The organism is Legionella steigerwaltii, assembly GCF_001468065.1.
Taxonomy (GTDB): Bacteria; Pseudomonadota; Gammaproteobacteria; order Legionellales; family Legionellaceae; genus Legionella; species Legionella steigerwaltii.
On record NZ_LNYZ01000032.1, the window covers coordinates 1 to 17,560 of the forward strand.

The window sequence follows — 17,560 nt, forward strand, 5'->3', positions numbered from 1 at the left end:
TTAAAATTATGAATTTTTTTAAGAAAAATGAGACTAAATATGCTGCATGGGAATAATCAACTTTTAGACGCCAGGGTAATATTAGATGCGATACCAGGATCAGAGATTGAAGAAATACAAATTTTCGAAAAAGGAGTAAAGTTAAATACTGAAAAAGCCTTAGCTTTTGCTCAGAATTTATATAAATTTTTTGGTGGGAAAGGGCCAAAAATTTCAGTTCAAGAAAATCCTTCTCATCCTGTGTATGATTTTGGCGTTGCAGCGATTTATAGAGCACAAAACGGAAAACCCGTTATCCTTATAGGCCAAAGTACGGAATACAATGTGATGGCTAAAAATATAGAGGAATGTGTGAATAAGGATAATGAACAGGTTACGGAATATACTTTAGTAGAATACGATCCTAAAAAAAGAATGATACAAAAAACCCAGGAAGAACCTCGAGTAAAAGAAGAACTATTAGACGATCCCAAAACAAAACCTGGTCCCGAGCATCCAGAAGAATCTTCGAAGCAGAAAATCCAGCAAGAAATGAAAAAATCTTTAGAAGATATAAGAGTGGAACAAGATGGTTCTAAAAAACAAGGAGAGGATCCAAAAGGCTGCTGCGCTATTCAATAATTAAAGGTGCTAGTCCGTCTTACACCCACAAAAATTAGAAACCTGGCATTAATGGTCATTGTGAATTAAAATTGCAGAAAAATTTAAGAGCAATAAATTATGTATTCAGGTATTACCAAAGGGTTATTTGAAGTCGTTACCTTAAATAAAGCTCCAGGTTTGATAAGTTATACGGTTAACCTTTCTACAGAGTTATGCAACAATTTAAAATCAGGTGATAGCGTAGCAGTAGATGGGGTATGTCAAACCGTAGTTAAAATTGAAAACACACAGGTCTCATTTCAAGCAATTCAAGAAACCTTAGACAAAACGACTTTAAATGAATTGCAATTAGGAAGTTATGTCAGTATTGAACGCAGTTTGCGTGTGGGCGATGAAATAGGCGGACATGAAGTTTCGGGACATGTTTTTGGCACAGCTGCCATTCATCAAAAAATAATGGAAGAGAATAATCTTACTTTAATTATTCAATGTGATCCCGATTGGATGAAATATATCTTACCTAAAGGCTTTATAGCAGTAGATGGTTCTAGCTTAACCGTCGGAAAAACAGTACCTGAACAAGGATTATTTTATCTTCATCTGATCCCGGAAACTTTAAGGCTTACCAATTTTGCTCATAAACAAATCAATGATAGAGTAAATATTGAATTTGATCATAAAACAAAAACAATTGTTGACAGCATTGAGCGGATTCTTTCTTCTAAAAAAATACATACTCTTCTTAAAGAATGGTGAGATTCACTGAGAGCATAAATTTCTTGTTATCTATGTTACATTTTATACCATCCTAACGAAGCTTTAAGAACTTGTAGGTAAAAAGTTAATAGGTCAATAGCCTAACCTGCAACAACGTCGTCGTTATGTTAATTAGTACCTATTATTTACGGAGATTTGGGTAATTGATTTTTAAGGAGGAAATTCAATGAATAGAAGTTTTTTTTTGATTACCTCAGGGACGATGCTCACTATAACAGTAATCGCTGCACCAAGTAGCTCTATTGTTACTTTGAGTGGTGGGGGCAATGTTGCTCCAGCAACGAGCTTGTCCCTCTCCCTCAACGGACTGATACCTGCAGTGAACTACAATGTAGTCTGTTATATCGATACCCAAAATCCTTTTCAATATGTTTTATTGGGTAGTACCCTGGGTGACTCAACAAGCAAGATCACTTCATACAGTCTGAATGGTAATTATGTTATTCAGGATCAATTGCAAGTAGGGCAAAATTTGGTGGTTGTTAATGGAACTTTTAATAGTCCTTCCAGTAGTACCATTAATTTTACTAATTTGGATCAAGCAAATTCATTTAATCTTAATAATTGCTTTGGTATCCCCCAAAAAGTCCCATCACCAAGCACTATTGGAGAGAGATTATGAAGAAAGTATTGATGCCCGCTTTAAGTTTGCTATTGCTAACGCAGATTTTTTCGACAACTTTGCACGCGGCAAATGCCCCGATTCAACAAATTGATATTGCAAATTTGCTGGGTTCAGGTGGCGCTACTGAAACAGCTGTGCTGGTTGCTTTTTCAAATGGTGACTCATTACCCTGTTATACGACGACCATTGCCTATCAGGCAGTAACCTCCATATGGGCTGGCATAGGCCAAACTTGCCAAGCGCCAATAACGAGCATTACGCTTACCCCAATTGCCAATGGCTTAGGGACTGTTTATGAAACACCACTCTATCCAGTTACAGTAGATAGTAGCTATTACTCAACTCAGATTATTATTAGTCAGAATACAGCACCAACCTTTGACCCTAATAATGGGAATATTTTATCGCCGGGCACACTCCAGACTACAACGGTGAACCATTTAGAGCGGTCTGAATCCTAAATGCTTCCTAGGAGTCGTCCTATTCAGGTTGGGTGACATTCTAGATCAGGGTTTAAAATCCGATCTATCTTTCTCTATATCCTCTTTATAAGAAACCAGTTTTTCTTTTAGGACAGTTCGATCTTTATGACGTGCATTTTCTTCAATCTCTTCTGCAGTATCTGCCCAAGCTTCCCATCCTTTTTGGAAGAATTCTTTTAATCTTGTCAAAAAAGTTCGGACATTAGCGGGTTCTACTTTTAATGCCTCCTCATTTACAGTTTCGGTAAATGTTTTAATTGCCTGAGAGACCATGGTTTTCGAAGACTCTTTTGCAGCCTCACCTATATCCTGTTGCAATTTTATCATGGCTACTATTGCCTCGGCGTGGGAGTCTTTATGCATTCCCATCAGTTTCTGAACAGCTTTATCAACCTTCTGCTTAAATTTGTCTATTAATTCTTTATCTTTGAGTCGGACAATAAAATCTTCCAATTTCTTAATTCCTATTTTCTTTTCGGCACTCGTCTCTATAACCTTTACATCTTGAAGTTTATGTTTGGCTTTAAATTGTTTAATGTCTTCATCTGTAACCTGCGGACCAAGATCTGGATCTACAAGATCTGTTTTAGTAAGAGCAATTATAATTTGAGAATTGGGTTTTTGTTTCTTAATTGCTTCTACATAGTAATCAGCTTCCTTTAAGGATTCTTTATCATTTTGGTCAATGCAAATAACATTTATTTGCTTAGCCTCTACCCAAAGAGATCTGGATTTCTCATAATAGTCATGGACTCCATGAGTAGTAAGTAAAAGGCTAACACCTTCGCTTGTAGTTGAGTCCTTCGAAACATAATACGTCACTTAATAAAATTCACCATGCTCTTATTATAGACTCTATCCCGCTAGACTGTTCAAAAAATATACTTTTATATGCGTGCGATTGTTGTCCCTTGCTCATCCTCATCTTCATCACCTTGAGATTTATCACCAACATCCTTATCTTTATCTACCTCTTCTGATTCGCTTTCGTCCCCATGTACTATATCGTGTAGTCCATGTTTTATCGTATGGATTAGTACAACGCGTTCCTCAACTTCATCTTTCTCTTTTGATTTAGAGCTGCTCTCATCTCTATGTACTAGCTCATGAGGTTCATGGTTCATTACTTGTGCTGCTAAGGTGTCAGTTTTATTGAGTCTGACTTCTCCTCATAATCTTTTAGTAAAGGCGGCGGTTGCCATAGTCTAGGTCGATGGGAGTTATTACCTGTTTGTTTCACTGCAGTGTCATTAGAATCATCTTCTTCGATTGTCAAATGAGCGATGTGATTTTCATGATCGATTAATTGTTCATAATTACTTTTTGCTAAATCTATCTTGTGCATATATAACCGAAGTGCATTTAAAAATTCATGACGTGCCTCTCTATAAGAATCATTGGCTTTATACCGCGCAGATACTTGATTAACATAAGCATGCCCTTGCTCTGCTAATTCCTCCATTGCATCTAATTTATCGTTTAGCACTGTATAATCAGAGTGAGTGACAGATAAATGCTTTAACTGCTCATGAATGTATTCTTCAAATGTCCTTAATAGCGTATGAAAAGCGATTTTGAACCGTCTATAAAGCATGGACGTACTTCTGTGTAACCTTAGAGTAGCTGCGTTATAGGAGCGATCGCGTCTTATTTTATCTCGATCGAGATCTATATCCCTCACGCAATTTTCATTTGTGTCGTTATTAACATAGAAATTTTGTAATTTTTTGCGAAAATCGGTTGCACGAAAATTCGACTTGGCCCAAGGATCACAAATCCAAGTATTCTCATCCCATGTATTGGGATCATTAGGATTGCTATCAGGATTACGGTTTACTACCAAAACAACGTGATTGTTATCCTCATCATCGATTTCACTGATGTCATAAATTTCGGCCAGAACTTTATCTTGATCATATAAGATAAACCAATCTAATGCCTGTAAAGCGAGTTCGAAGCAATTTCCTCTTCTGAATATAGCTGTGAGGGAAATATTATTTTCATATTCATAGATAAATTGGGGCTCGATAAGCGTATCAAACTTATCTTTATCTCCAATGAGCTCACGTAAATGCTCAATAAAATAATCTAAACTATCCGTTTGATCTTCATGTAGCGAATTGCTTTCAAGTCGGGTCGAGCTATGCTGAATCATACATTGTGCATAGTCATTGGCTAATTTAACTTTTTCCTCGACGGAATAAGAATGATCGGCGTGGCCTGGCATGAACTACTCGCATTGTTTTGGTTGTTATGAATAATTTTTGGGCATTATAGTATTCATCCTCGACTTAGCAAGTAGGTTGTTGCCTTGCTGTTTTTTTATGGATTAGGTAAAGTTGAAAATTATTGTGCGACAGAGCCGAAGGAAGGCCAAGTACTTATTCGGTTATAAAGAAACGGTATTTAAAATACTATATAGGAGATTCAGATGCACCTAAAGGAATATAAAGGGAGTTTTGTCCGTTATATAATAAGAGGAATAATAACTTCTTTACTCATTATTATGATTCCCCTTTCTATTGTGTCTTGTAAAAACAATAGAAACGGTCCCACATCTTCCCATATACCAGGCGGAGGAGAATGCTCAACAGGAACAACTTCATGCAATGATTCTTGTGTCAATCTACAAACAGACAACAAGAACTGTGGTAGCTGTGGAAACGTTTGTTCCACTGGGTCAAGCTGTAGCAGCGGTCAATGCGTGCCACAATGTATTTCACCTTTGACTTTTTGTAATAACATCTGTGTCAACACACAAACAGATAACAGCAGCTGTGGAAGCTGTGGAAACGCTTGTCCCCGTGGGACAAGTTGTAACATGGGAAGGTGTGTTGGAACTGGCTTAAAGTTGCAGAAATAACTTATACAGATAATACTCATCCCTATAAATTTTTAAAACTTATAGGGGTGAGCATCTAAATTAAAAACCACACAGAGTTGTTGTACACTTTTTTGTACCTCGGTTTCATGATATGTTCTAATCGCAAGAACGTAACAATTATCTAAACACCAATACCAGATTCTCTAAACTTAAATTTGCAGTAGAACACTAAAAATTTGAATTTATCAGCTTGTCTCACTTGTTTTAAATGTCCCCTACAGTATTACCAATTTAATGACGTAGCAACTGAGTTCGCGTAAAATCAGTTTGTTAAATTTGACCAACACTCTTCTTCTTCATCCAAGGATTCTGTTTGATTAGCCAAGTCATCCATCCAATCTGTATTGTGACACTTCATAATCTCGGGTTCATGAGAGCGAGTAAAGGAGCTAATTATAGGTACTTCAGCTCTTATTTCCGGTAATGGAGAAAATAATAGATCAGGCTTGCTTTGGCTAAAAGAAAAAGACTTCTGATGAGCAATCGCCTCCTGCCCTTATTCATCTTTATTCTCTAACCTTCTTTTAACACGTAGCTCAATTTCCTCTATGTCTTCCATTGTATATGGTTCTTCGTTCTCTTCCTTACTATTTGATTCAAGTTCCATTCCCTCTCCTTCCTCCTCATTATCTGATTCTTCCTCCCTTTCATTATCGAATTCAAGTTCCTTTCCTTCACCATCTTTCTGAATTAAGAGATTATTATAATAATCATATGCAGTTGGCATCCCAAGCCTATAGTACATAGCGATTAGACCAAGCGCATCTTTAGCCGCTGCCATTCGGCTTGCAGAATGAATAGTAGGTGGATGATCTAGAATTGATTCCCAAATATACCTTGGATCTCCTACACTCCTAAAGTATTCGAACAAAATGTCCGCACGATGGGGTATTTCAACAATTTTTGGTGAATGAAAGTATAAGATAGCCTTCACTCCAAACGCTGTTTCTAAAATAATCTTTTTATTATACTGTAGTCCTTCTACATGCATAAATGTATCATCAGCTTGGCTAAGACCAGAAAAAACAAATTCACTTTGTGGCTCAATTGTATGAGAAGAAATTACCTGACTTACATATAAAGGAAGTGGTATTCCCACAGCATTTAGTTGTCTTAATAGATTTATCAAGTTTTGCTCAGCAACGTGAAATTCAAGATCTAAGCAAATAGCAGTAGAAGTAATGAATGCTATACCTTCAGCCGTTACAATTCTTATTGCACTACCAAATTGATTAAGATCATTAAGAGCAACTCCTGCATTTTGTAGAATGTTGAGTGGGCTATATCGATGTATATATTTATCAGGGCTTATAGGTAAAAGGCCATCGTCTTTATCCAGATAAACGAAATCCTCTGGAGGACTATGTTCCTTAGCAAAATGATGAACAATAGGTTTTTCTCCACTTAAGATTGGAGACTGTACATATAAAGCGCAATTGTGTACCGTGTTATCTGACCAATAAACAGCTATTGTAGCTAATAGTAAATGGATGTTGGGTGGAAGACGGGAGGCTTTTTTGCTTATTAACTCAATAAGAATTGCATATTCTTCAATACTTAGAGGGTTATCTTTTGTATAAAAACTAAACTCATTCGTGAGGATTCTTGTTATTAGGACATCATTAGATCCACTTGCAGTGACACTCTTTTTTTCTTCTTGGTGAGCTAATTCCGCCTGCAGTGCAAGTTGCTCGATAAAAACAGAAAGTCGCGCTAAGGTTTCCTTAGGACTAGAATCTTGTATGAAGCTATTATCGAATGGTAATCCTTCTGGAAATCCAAATGGTGACTCATCCTCTCCTCCATCTTCTGATTCATATATTGATTCAACTTCTCCATGTCTATTTATAACAATAATTTCTTTGATTAGAATGCGTCGCATATAGTGCTAAATTGTATTGATAGCATTCAATCTTATATAAATAACATTAAGAAAATATTAGCTATCTTGAAAAACAAGCAAGTAGGTTGAGTCATTTTGACCTGAGGGATCGTCACCTTTTTTTGTACAGTTCATAAATTGATTCCTATCATTAGAGAGCTTATTTCAAAGATAGGAATTTTGTTATTTTTTAAAGTTTGGCAACCCAAAAATACGAAAGATATCACCCTCTTACACATATAACTATTCGCTTGAAAAAGGAATACTTAGAGGAACGTTTTTGATTTTAATTTGTTATAAATCTCGATTTATTGTTATAACCCATTGATTTTACAATGCCGCTGATGTGGAAGAACTAAAAACCCAAAACTCTGGATAACTACAAACATATATTAGATAAAGCATTCACCAGCTGGAAAAGCAAACCGATGTTATCCATTACCCGAGATCGCATCGCCAAATAGCACGAAAAACTAGGCCAGGAGCGTGGTGAAGCCTATGCCAATTTGGCTATTATGAATAACTATTAGGTTTTAAGCAGATAAATGAGCAGGTAGGATTAAGGCATTTTGACCCAACAAACAATCGATCAAACATGGATCAAAATGACCCAACCCGCGCTTTCTGAATACAGTATTGAGCAAGAAGATCAATCGTTGTAGCCAACTATACTCTTGATCTCGAGAAAATCATGGATACCGAAATCAGCTTGTTCCCGGCCATTACCAGACTGCTTATAGCCCCCAAATGGTGAGAAGGCGTCCAAGTCCGGATAGTTTATTGAAACTGTACCGACACGCATTTCTCTGGCTACAGCCCGGGCATGCTCTATATTTTCTGACTGGATATAGGCAGCAAGTCCGTAGATTGTGTCATTGGCAATACGGATCGCATCCTCTTCATCCTCGTAAGACATGATAGACAGGACCGGTCCGAATATCTCCTCGCGAGCTATTTCCATTTCTGGTGTAACGTGCCCGAATACAGTTGGACGGATATAATAACCACGATTGAGATGTTCTGGACGACCTAAACCACCAGTGACAAGGGTAGCACCCTCATCAAGTCCAGACTGAATCAGTGCCTGGATTTTATCATATTGCAGTTGACTGACAACTGGACCCAGATCAGATTCAGGGTCTTTAGGATCACCGGTCTTAAAGGCTTCGGCTGCTACTTTTGCGATATTCAAAGCTTCTTCGTGCCTCTCCTTGGGAACTAGCATACGAGTTGGTGCATCGCAGGATTGTCCACTATTTCCGAAACAATTTTGCACTCCCTTAGTAACGGCAGTTACAAAATCAGCGTCTGGCAAAATAATGTTGGCTGATTTACCGCCAAGTTCTTGACTCACACGCTTGACTGTATCGGCTGCGGCTTTGGCGACGATTATACCGGCTCGGGTTGAACCGGTGAAGGAAACCATATCCACATCTGGATGGCAGGCCATCACTTGACCGACATCCGGTCCAGTACCATTAATCAGGTTAAAAACCCCTTTAGGTACGCCGGCAGCATCCATAATCTCCGCAAAAATGATGCCGCTTATTGGTGCAATTTCTGATGGTTTTAGGATGACGGTACAACCAGCAGCAATGGCTGGGGCAACTTTACAAACTATTTGATTGAGAGGCCAATTCCATGGCGTAATTAATGCGCAAACACCTATGGGTTCCTTGACAATGGTTGTTGTACCACGCTTTTCACTGAACTTATAATTTTTAAATGCAGCAATAGTCGTTTCCAGATGGACACGACCAGCTAAGGCTTGTGCATCCCGAGCAAATGCCATGGGTGCCCCCATTTCGTCGGAAACAGCTTTTGCTATATCCTCAAAGCGCTCTTTGTAGAGTTCAAGAATGTTCATTAGAAGTGCCATACGAGAATTGTGCGACGTTTTGGAGAACGTTGCGAACGCTGTTTTAGCTGCAATTACTGCCTTATCTACATCAGCTTTAGAGCCTATAGAAATCTGAGTGTAGGCCATTTCAGTGGCTGGATTGATGACGTCAAGAGTAGCTGGAACAACAGGAGAGACCCATTGACCATCGATGTAGAACTTTAAATGATTGCTCATAATACGCTTCCTTATGTAACAAATTTCATGGAGCGAGTAGACTAATAAAATCCTTTATCGTTTTCAAATCAATTCATCAGCTTTTTGGAAATAGGTATTAATCATTTCAGCTATGTCGAAATAAACAATCAAGGTAATTTGATTTGGTTAGGAAGCGACAGCAATTATTTTGAGAAATGTATTAACCAACAATGGGTTAAAAGCGCACCTACTAGTATTTTAAAGATTTATCCTAAAACTGGGTTTTATCTCAAAATAATCTTATAGAACAAACCCTACCCGCATCTTTTTATTCGTTAGAATCTAAAATTCAAATTACTCCTCGTGAAAAAGAAGTATTATTTTGGTATATCAAAGGAAAAACTTCTGATGAAACGGCAATACTACTGAACGTATCCAGACGAACGATTGAAAGGCATTTTGAAAATTTACGCGAGAAATTTGGTTGTTTTTCTAAAAGCCAAATCGCTTTAAAATTATGAATGAATTGCCTCTGACCATAACACAAGAATTGACCCTTATTTAGGGGGTGACGGCTCGATATCATTTGGATTCTCAAGAATGACCTTAGGTGTTCTATCGAATAACGAAAAGAATCCAGAACGCTCTGTTTTAAGTTTCATAATTTTGTCATATGACTCCCAATCTTTATCTGGCTTCACTTTTTCCAAACAAGTCTGGCATGCTTTCATTAAAGTTTGCCATGAATACGTTTTTCCAAATTCAGCAGAGCGCAGTGTCGGACTTCGCTCACGGCATAGTTCAGCAAAATCGCCTAAATTAGAAGGGGCTACAGAAAGTTCCAACGCCAGCGAGTAAAGATCTCTTTCATCCAATTTACCTATTGAACGCACTAATTGATTTAAAAGATGCTCCCGTACTTTTGGACATTTTTTGTGTAATAGTTGCCAGCTAGAAACATCATTTTCATTTTTGGATGTAAGAATTTTTAAAAGATTTGAAATGTTATTAGGGTCTGATGCGATTGAACAAAAAAAGTTTTGCAACGTTGTTGGATCATGCTTATCAATGAATGAGTGTAACTTGATGTTAGAGCTATGTTCTAATGTTGTTAACATCGACTTATTTAACTCTTTATCTCTAATGTCAATTAAACTTTGCAGTTCACTGGATCCTGAAAAATGTAATGCGACTTCCAAGGCACTACCATAAGACTTTGAGGGTGGATTTTTAAACCTTAATCTATCTATCAACGCTTGCCGAAAATCTTGATTTTGTGCCAGACCAGTTAGCCCAGTTAGCATAGGCGTGTTATACATTAAAATATCATACAATGAAGAGGTCCCTTCCGAATTTAGTCTGGTAATTGCATCTTTCAATGATGCTCTTATATCGGTATTAGTTTGGGACTCAATTAAGATACGAGTTAATTTCTTTGGCTCATACTTTACAATTAGATAAATATTGTCAGGCGTTATGTGTTTTTTATTTAAGGGCAATGATGGAAATTCAAAATTTTGTCTAGGCACCAAAGAAACCGCTTGAATTTTAGTAATAGTGCCTAACGATTGGTATATTTCATTTAGGAAATCTGCTTTAGAGCGAAAGCTTTTCTGAATTGATTTATCTGCTGATAGTTTGTGATTGTGACTCGCATTATACAAGGTCCATTGACCCTTACTAAATCCCGCACGAATGACATGTTCATCGCTGTGAATCAGAACAAGGCTATCCTTGAGTATATCTTCTGACAAAATACTACTTAATGATTGCTCATCATCTTCCTTATAAGGGCCAACTGTTGTAGTTTCTTGGTGAAATTGAACCCCCATATCGTTCATTAAGGGCAGCTGATCGCCTTTATACCAATTTTCCTGATTCCCGCCTTTTAAATAAAAAGGTTGTAAGGCAGTTGTTTGTGAAAATTGGGCTGCAATAATGTAGTTTACGACCCGAGTAAGAATTTCTCGTCGAGTAGCGAGTTGATTCGTGTTAGGAAGCTGTATTACCTCATCCAGATTGTTTGGATTTCCATCCCAATGTGCAACTAACTTTAAACAAGCCTCCCACCATTCACGCTTACCAATTGCTTCCATAATACCATGACAGATAGCCATCCCATGGCAGAAACCCTTGGTAGAAAGCACATTAAAAATATCATCTCGTAGGGTAATATCAATGTCACCAGATGTTAAGTCAATGTTAACTGGATTCTGCGAATGGGGCATGCCAGTTGTCTTTTCTACAGCGCGTTGTTCAGAGCCTTTTGGCAAAAAAGGGGCAGACGTTTGAAGTTTTAGAAATAAACCTAGATTTCTTTTAATAAGTGTTTGTGACATAACAAAAACCTATAAGTGCTTTAATAAGTGTAGTGTAATAGTCTGTAAATGTCATTTTCAGAAGTCTATAACTCACTTTTGCGATTCAAAATACAAGCAAGTGGGTAATATTACGCATATCCTCCTTATTTAACCAATAACGGCGAGTTAGAATATATTCAATTAATAAAACCATATAGAAGTTAATTAAAGAAAGATATTTTTGAGGCTTGATATATAATCAAGCATAGTCCTATCCAATTACATCAATCAAAAGAAATATTTTGTTATATTGTGCTATATTTATCCAATTAGTATATATTTATTTCTTATTGAATAATAAGAAATCGGATTTGCTTCTATGAAAAACTCTGAACTACTGCAAATAGCGCGAGAAGCATGTGCATATGCCAGGAAACATATAATAGAAAGTGAGACAACACCTCAGATTCAGTTTTACGAGGAGAATGCAGATTTATTTGCAGATATGGCTGAACAAAGAAAAGAGCAACTGAAAAAAAAATATGCGGAACAGTATAAAAACCGCTTAGCTGCTGGGAGGCAAGAAAGCGATATTTTTGCTTTTTTAGAGGTTTTGGATAGGGGTATACTTCAAGACAAAATAGCGGATATGAGGAAGCATGCTGATAAATTATGGGAAGCTTTTTGTACAAAAAAAGATATCGACATAAACTCTGAACTCAGTGATTCAATTAGAAACCATGCTCTAGAATACTTTGTTACAAAGATAGGAATAGGTAATTGTGGTGAATTTAGCAGACTAGCCTTTATTTATATCCAACAAAAATATCCTGAACAACTAGAGCAAATGAATCTTACTGTCCTTGGTGTCAATCGTGGCAGACATCTTGTAGTCAGCTTGGGGGATGATGACAATAGGGTTATATGTGATCCCACATTAGATCTTGTTTTTGAATTAAATGAGGAGCCTCAAAAATTACATGATTTTAGCCAGTCACAAGGCAACACTTATTCTCCATACAATCCCGAATTCCATGAACTTAGTAAATTAGAGATACATCACCCAGAAGGGTTACTTGATCCGAAAGTTATAGAAGAACTATATCAATTCGGAGATGAAACAGACGAATTCAAGGTTTTCCTATCGACACGTGCACGCAAGATTGAAGAGAAACCGAATGAGCACCAAACTTTTGAAGACATCTGTAAAAATGCAATTAAAACTGAATATAAAGAACCTGGGGATTCCGCCTCAATTGATGATAAGCTCAAATACGCTTTGCAAAGCTATATCAAAAAAAGAGCTGAAGAGGCTCAAGTTGTTTCAAAGAGTGGAGTTTCCTATGATGAAAAGAATACACGGCTAGATAATATCCATGCTCTAGCTATATTTAAACATGCACTCATGTGGATGAAATCAGGATATTCCGCCGGAGATAAAATCTGTACGGCACAAAAAGTAATAGACATATTAAATGGTGAGAGAACAGAGCTCATTACAGAGGATGAATTGAAAATTCTCAAGGATGGTCGTCTTGGCGCAGATACCAAGACCTATCTTGATCGCCTGGAAAATATGTGTGAAACGCAGGAAAACTTAAAAGTAAAAAAAGACTAATATATCCTCATTAAAGAATCATGCTTAGCAAAAATCTATATTCCAAAAAATGACGTATATGGGAGGGAGGCAAACCTTAGAGTTAATCCTTTTATATTGCCTATTAAAGCGGGTCAAAGTGCTCAAAAGAAATATTACGATGATAACCTCAAAGGTTTTGGCGTTCGTGTCACCTCAGGAGGCACTAAAGCGTTCTTTGTCGAAAAACTCATTAATAGAAAACTTAATCGCATAACAATTGGTCGTTACCCCGAAATAAGTCCTGATATGGCAAGAAAGAAAGCAACTGAGTTGCTCGGACAAATTGCAATGGGTAAAGATCCTGTTGCTGAAAAAAGAGCACAGTCCATGCGAGAAATCACTCTTAATGAAGTATTTCAAGAATACCTACAAACCAGAAAAACATTAAAACCAAAAACCATTAGCAACTACGAACAAGTAATTAATAAAGCGTTTCCTACTTGGAAAAACAAACCAATTCTCTCCATAACCAAAGATCGAATCAGTAAACAACATGAAAAACTAGGAATTGAACATGGTGAAGCTTATGCAAATCTAGCCATGCGAGTACTACGCGCTCTATTTAACTTTGCTTCCGGTCAATATGAAGATGCTCAAGGCAAATCATTAATCATGGAAAATCCGGTAAGACGCCTTTCTCAAATTCGCGCATGGTATCGTGTAGAGCGCCGGCAATCTTATATTAAACCCCATGAATTAGAGGCTTGGTATAAAGGACTTATGCAAATAGAAAATGAAACCTTACGAGATTATCTGTTATTAGTCCTACTTACAGGTTTACGTAGAGAAGAAGCAGCTACTTTGAGATGGGAAAATGTTGATCTTTCAGCAAGAACTTTTACTGTACTTAAAACAAAAAATAATGAGTCCCACACCCTACCCCACTCAGATTTTCTCTATGATTTATTTGCCTGTCGCTATCAAACCAAAATAAATGATTACGTCTTCCCTGGAACTGGTGCTGCGGGTCATATTATTGAACCTCGTAAACAAATGGCTAATGTGACCAAAGCATCTGGAGTTCATTTCACTGTACATGATCTAAGACGGACTTTTATTACTATTGCTGAAAGCCTGGATATTTCTGCTTATGCGCTTAAACGGTTAATGAATCATAAAATGAGTAATGATGTGACCGCTGGGTATATCATTACAGACGTGGAGCGGTTGAGAAAACCAATGCAATTGATTACCGATTATTTTTTAAAGTGTATGGGCGTTATTAGATCTGCTGATATTATTGATATCCAACCTTTTCAATTTGGATCGCATTGAGATCCAAATTAGACATAGAAAATAAATTTGTATTCCTTATATTCAATTTGGCGGACAATGTCGGCCAAATGAAACACTTCAGTAAGTTCCATTTTGGAACTCACTGCTAGACACTTTAATTTGGTACTCACTGCGTGCCAAATCTCAAAAATTACATTTAAGTCTTATCGAGATTTAAAAAATAACGAGTCGCTTTAAGTTCGCCAGTTCGTTTGAGAATATTTTTTTTCACCAAGTCATTCAAATCTCTGGTTGTTGTAGCGATCGGTGCGCCAGTTATGCTCATATAATTTTTAGCACTTAAACCACCTACAAATCCATCTGGTCCAGCATGAAATAATTTTAATAAAACTTTTTCTTGCCTTGGATTAATTTTCCCTTCCGCCTCCCTTAAAATAACAGATTTCTTAATAATAAAATCTATATACAAATAAGTGCTTTGTTGCGCTTCTAAAGCGATGTTAGCAAACCATATCAACCAAGATGTTAGATCTAAGGTTTTACTTGCTAAACCTAATTGTTGATAGTATTCCTTTCTCTTTTTTAATAATATTTTTGCCAATACTGTCATTACTGGTTTTGAAAATCCTTGTGATAAAGTTTTTTCTGCAATAGCTCGCCCTATTCTTCCATTTCCATCTTCAAAAGGATGGATACTCTCAAACCATAAATGAGCTATTCCTGCTCGGGTTAATGTGGGTAAAGGAGTTGAACCGGTGAAAGCACTCCGTTCAAACCAATCAATAAATTGATCCATTTCAGCAGGAACACGTGTTGAAGGAGGCGCTTCAAAATGGATTTTTCGATCATAATCAGGACCAGAAACAATTTGCATTGCTTCTTCATGCTTACGATATTGACCTATATTTTCTAAACGATTGCTATTACCCATTAAAAATTGATGCCATTCAAATAAAACCTGATGTGTTAGTGGACTAGAAATCGTTTGATATAAATTAACCATCATTTTAGCGATCCCACGCTCTGCCATACTAGCTCTTGGAGCTACAGTAGACAAACCTAACTCTTTTTGTATAGACGATTGCACGCTATCTCTATTTAAATGCTCTCCTTCTATTTCTGAGCTATCCAAAGCATCTGTACACATTAAATCGATAAATAAATTTTGCTTACCTTCTTGAGATATATGTTGCGAAGAACCAATAATAATCCCAGCACTCTCAGTAAAAGACTGCTCATACACAACTAATTTATCTGAGTCCCAAGTAAAATTAGGCCAATTCTCAAGCTGCCAATTCCATTTCATGATTAATAACCTCACTTTTTATTAATCAAAATATAGCATAATTGTGATTAATAAAATATGGCTTTATTAATCACTGCCTAAGGCTAACAACCTGGCATTTGTCTTCTGACTAGAAGTTGGCAAAAAGCAAGATCTGACCCTAGGCATTCGCTTACCCACTGAAGAAGAGCTACGTGCTGAATTAGAACGTGAGCGAGCTGCTTTAAGTGCACAAGGTGGACACTAAAACTCATCTACTTAAAAAAAATGACGATATCTTCTAGTACTGTAATTGACTTTAAGCATATCTATTTTTAAATCATAGAATAATTTTTTTAAAATATTATGATTTTTATTGTGATCACTAGAGGCCCGATTGGTATTTGCAATATCTGCTGCATTTGCCCCAAGCCTTGCAAAGCTTATTGGAGAAGATTCGGGAGGGTTTCATTTTAGAGGTGCATCTTCTTCTGGCAAAACAACAGCTTTAAAAGTTGCAGCTTCTGTTTGGGGTAATCCGAACAATTATATTCGTCTGTGGCGAAGTACAGCGAACGGTTTGGAAGGATTGGCTGCCCTTCATAATGATGGTTTATTAATCCTAGATGAGCTTAGCCAAATGGATCCCAAAGAAGCCGGTGAGTGTGCTTACCTGCTTGCTAATGGTCAAGGTAAAACACGCGCCTCCCGTTGTGGTACAGCAAGACAATCCATGCGTTGGTCGTTGCTCTTTTTATCAGCTGGAGAAGAGTCTCTTACTTCATTAATGGCTAAAGCTAGGCAGCGATGCAATGCAGGTCAAGAAATTCGTTTGGCAGATATTGAAGCGGATGCTGGTGCGCAGATGGGGTTATTTGAACAGTTACATGATCATATAAACCCAGCCTCTATGGCACTCACATTAAAAGAGGCTGCCGGTCAATATCATGGAGCAGTTGGAATTGCATGGCTCCATAAAATTGTTAAGCATCGAGCTGAATTAATTCCCTTACTCTCTAATAAAATCCAGCAATTTGTAGTAAAAGTCACTAAGCCCGAACACTCAGGTCAAATTCAACGAGTAGCCAGACGTTTTGCTTTAGTTGCCATGGCTGGAGAAATGGCGAGTCATTTTGATTTAACCGGATGGAAACGAGGTACAGCCTGCCAAGCAGCTGAAAAGTGTTTTAATGCTTGGCTCGAGGATTTTGGAGAACATGGTAAACGAGAAGATCGAGCCATACTGTCGCAAGTTCGTGCATTCTTTGAGAAAGAAGGAGCGAGTCGATTTGAAAGTGAAAATCATCCCAATAGTGAACGACTTTATAACCGAGCTGGATTTTTTCGGACGGATAACGAAGGTTTTCGTATTTTTATGGTTTTATCTGAAGTTTACAGGAAGGAGATTTGCCAAGGGTTTGAGCCTAAAATGGTTAACAACGTGCTTATTAATGCTGGCTGGATAGTCCCAGGTAATGACGGCAAAGCCTCCCAAAAACGAAGGATTAAAGGAGTTGGCATTCCAAGGTGTTATGTTTTTACTGAAAAAGTTTGGTCTGACGACTATTAATTGTCCCACTCGTTCCACCATTGATTTTGAGGGTGGAACGTCTACATTCCAGTAAATACAGTGGTGTTCCACTAGTTCCACTTGTTCCACGTATTTTTTAGTTGCATGTAAAAATCTGTTAGATTGAATCAATCTTTAATGGCGATGATTTTCCCGTATTACGACTTCCTCTAATACGGGCTACGTATATGGACTCATCCGTTTTTGCAAGTAATTAGCTAGTGAAAAGTTTAGTATTTGCATACGTATATCCGGCCATT

The 17,560-nt window shown here is 37.3% G+C and carries 14 protein-coding genes and 1 pseudogene; 8 read left to right on the forward strand and 7 right to left on the reverse strand.

Annotated elements, in window-relative coordinates:
- Nucleotides 1-39 precede the first annotated feature (39 nt).
- The 4 genes from Lstg_RS14770 (at nt 40) to Lstg_RS14785 (ending at nt 2,466) form a co-directional block, all read left to right on the forward strand.
- Nucleotides 40-621 (forward strand): hypothetical protein, encoded by a 582-nt coding sequence (locus Lstg_RS14770; protein WP_058478444.1) that lies wholly within the window; start codon nt 40-42, stop codon nt 619-621.
- A gap of 99 nt (nt 622-720) precedes the next feature.
- Nucleotides 721-1,359, forward strand: coding sequence for a riboflavin synthase (locus tag Lstg_RS14775; RefSeq protein ID WP_058478445.1), 639 nt, complete (start codon nt 721-723; stop codon nt 1,357-1,359).
- Between the two features lie 187 nt (nt 1,360-1,546).
- On the forward strand, nt 1,547-2,002 hold the full coding sequence (locus tag Lstg_RS14780) for a hypothetical protein (RefSeq protein WP_058478446.1): 456 nt from the start codon (nt 1,547-1,549) through the stop codon (nt 2,000-2,002).
- Nucleotides 1,999-2,466 carry a hypothetical protein gene (locus Lstg_RS14785; protein WP_058478447.1) on the forward strand — a complete coding sequence of 156 codons (468 nt, stop codon included), beginning with the start codon at nt 1,999-2,001 and terminating at the stop codon, nt 2,464-2,466. The genes Lstg_RS14780 and Lstg_RS14785 overlap by 4 nt, the downstream gene beginning before the upstream one ends.
- A 45-nt stretch (nt 2,467-2,511) precedes the next feature.
- On the opposite strand, the gene Lstg_RS14790 is transcribed toward Lstg_RS14785, so the two are convergent.
- The 5 genes from Lstg_RS14790 to Lstg_RS14815 all read right to left on the reverse strand — a co-directional run bounded on the left by Lstg_RS14790 (nt 2,512) and on the right by Lstg_RS14815 (nt 9,330).
- The gene (locus Lstg_RS14790; RefSeq protein ID WP_058478448.1) at nt 2,512-3,309 is read right to left on the reverse strand and encodes a P-loop NTPase family protein; all 798 of its coding nucleotides are present in this window, start codon (nt 3,307-3,309) and stop codon (nt 2,512-2,514) included.
- A 65-nt stretch (nt 3,310-3,374) separates the two neighbouring features.
- Complete coding sequence (locus tag Lstg_RS14795; RefSeq protein WP_058478449.1) at nt 3,375-3,611, reverse strand: hypothetical protein; 237 nt, start codon at nt 3,609-3,611, stop codon at nt 3,375-3,377.
- An 11-nt stretch (nt 3,612-3,622) separates the two neighbouring features.
- Nucleotides 3,623-4,714 carry a hypothetical protein gene (locus tag Lstg_RS14800; RefSeq protein WP_058478450.1) on the reverse strand — a complete coding sequence of 364 codons (1,092 nt, stop codon included), beginning with the start codon at nt 4,712-4,714 and terminating at the stop codon, nt 3,623-3,625.
- A gap of 1,153 nt (nt 4,715-5,867) precedes the next feature.
- Complete coding sequence (locus Lstg_RS14810) at nt 5,868-7,253, reverse strand: hypothetical protein (RefSeq protein WP_058478452.1); 1,386 nt, start codon at nt 7,251-7,253, stop codon at nt 5,868-5,870.
- 649 nt (nt 7,254-7,902) lie between these two features.
- Complete coding sequence (locus Lstg_RS14815; protein WP_058478453.1) at nt 7,903-9,330, reverse strand: aldehyde dehydrogenase family protein; 1,428 nt, start codon at nt 9,328-9,330, stop codon at nt 7,903-7,905.
- A gap of 314 nt (nt 9,331-9,644) precedes the next feature.
- Here Lstg_RS14815 and Lstg_RS18220 point away from each other — a divergent pair, with 314 nt between their 5' ends.
- Nucleotides 9,645-9,812, forward strand: a complete 168-nt coding sequence (locus Lstg_RS18220; RefSeq protein WP_420798093.1) for a helix-turn-helix transcriptional regulator — start codon at nt 9,645-9,647, stop codon at nt 9,810-9,812.
- Between the two features lie 36 nt (nt 9,813-9,848).
- On the opposite strand, the gene Lstg_RS14820 is transcribed toward Lstg_RS18220, so the two are convergent.
- Nucleotides 9,849-11,630, reverse strand: coding sequence for a hypothetical protein (locus Lstg_RS14820; protein WP_058478454.1), 1,782 nt, complete (start codon nt 11,628-11,630; stop codon nt 9,849-9,851).
- Nucleotides 11,631-11,970: 340 nt separating this feature from the next.
- Between Lstg_RS14820 and Lstg_RS14825 the strand changes: the two genes are divergently transcribed.
- Nucleotides 11,971-13,209: a hypothetical protein gene (locus Lstg_RS14825; protein WP_058478455.1), complete on the forward strand. Its 1,239-nt coding sequence runs from the start codon at nt 11,971-11,973 to the stop codon at nt 13,207-13,209.
- A gap of 96 nt (nt 13,210-13,305) precedes the next feature.
- Complete coding sequence (locus tag Lstg_RS14830; RefSeq protein WP_238585450.1) at nt 13,306-14,505, forward strand: tyrosine-type recombinase/integrase; 1,200 nt, start codon at nt 13,306-13,308, stop codon at nt 14,503-14,505.
- 157 nt (nt 14,506-14,662) lie between these two features.
- On the opposite strand, the gene Lstg_RS14835 is transcribed toward Lstg_RS14830, so the two are convergent.
- Complete coding sequence (locus Lstg_RS14835; RefSeq protein WP_058478457.1) at nt 14,663-15,772, reverse strand: Fic family protein; 1,110 nt, start codon at nt 15,770-15,772, stop codon at nt 14,663-14,665.
- A gap of 349 nt (nt 15,773-16,121) precedes the next feature.
- On the opposite strand from Lstg_RS14835, the pseudogene Lstg_RS14840 reads away from it, so the two are divergent.
- A pseudogene (locus Lstg_RS14840) lies at nt 16,122-17,300 on the forward strand (DUF927 domain-containing protein); the annotation flags it as partial.
- Nucleotides 17,301-17,560 lie beyond the last annotated feature (260 nt).

What these genes read in the sequence shown, in the direction of transcription:
- Lstg_RS14770 (WP_058478444.1), top strand. Translation starts at nt 40, where the DNA reads ATGCTGCATGGGAATAATCAACTTTTAGACGCCAGGGTAATATTAGAT.
- Lstg_RS14775 (WP_058478445.1), top strand. Translation starts at nt 721, where the DNA reads ATGTATTCAGGTATTACCAAAGGGTTATTTGAAGTCGTTACCTTAAAT.
- Lstg_RS14780 (WP_058478446.1), top strand. Translation starts at nt 1,547, where the DNA reads ATGAATAGAAGTTTTTTTTTGATTACCTCAGGGACGATGCTCACTATA.
- Lstg_RS14785 (WP_058478447.1), top strand. Translation starts at nt 1,999, where the DNA reads ATGAAGAAAGTATTGATGCCCGCTTTAAGTTTGCTATTGCTAACGCAG.
- Lstg_RS14795 (WP_058478449.1), bottom strand. Translation starts at nt 3,611, where the DNA reads ATGAACCATGAACCTCATGAGCTAGTACATAGAGATGAGAGCAGCTCT.
- Lstg_RS14800 (WP_058478450.1), bottom strand. Translation starts at nt 4,714, where the DNA reads ATGCCAGGCCACGCCGATCATTCTTATTCCGTCGAGGAAAAAGTTAAA.
- Lstg_RS14810 (WP_058478452.1), bottom strand. Translation starts at nt 7,253, where the DNA reads ATGCGACGCATTCTAATCAAAGAAATTATTGTTATAAATAGACATGGA.
- Lstg_RS14815 (WP_058478453.1), bottom strand. Translation starts at nt 9,330, where the DNA reads ATGAGCAATCATTTAAAGTTCTACATCGATGGTCAATGGGTCTCTCCT.
- Lstg_RS14820 (WP_058478454.1), bottom strand. Translation starts at nt 11,630, where the DNA reads ATGTCACAAACACTTATTAAAAGAAATCTAGGTTTATTTCTAAAACTT.
- Lstg_RS14825 (WP_058478455.1), top strand. Translation starts at nt 11,971, where the DNA reads ATGAAAAACTCTGAACTACTGCAAATAGCGCGAGAAGCATGTGCATAT.
- Lstg_RS14835 (WP_058478457.1), bottom strand. Translation starts at nt 15,772, where the DNA reads ATGAAATGGAATTGGCAGCTTGAGAATTGGCCTAATTTTACTTGGGAC.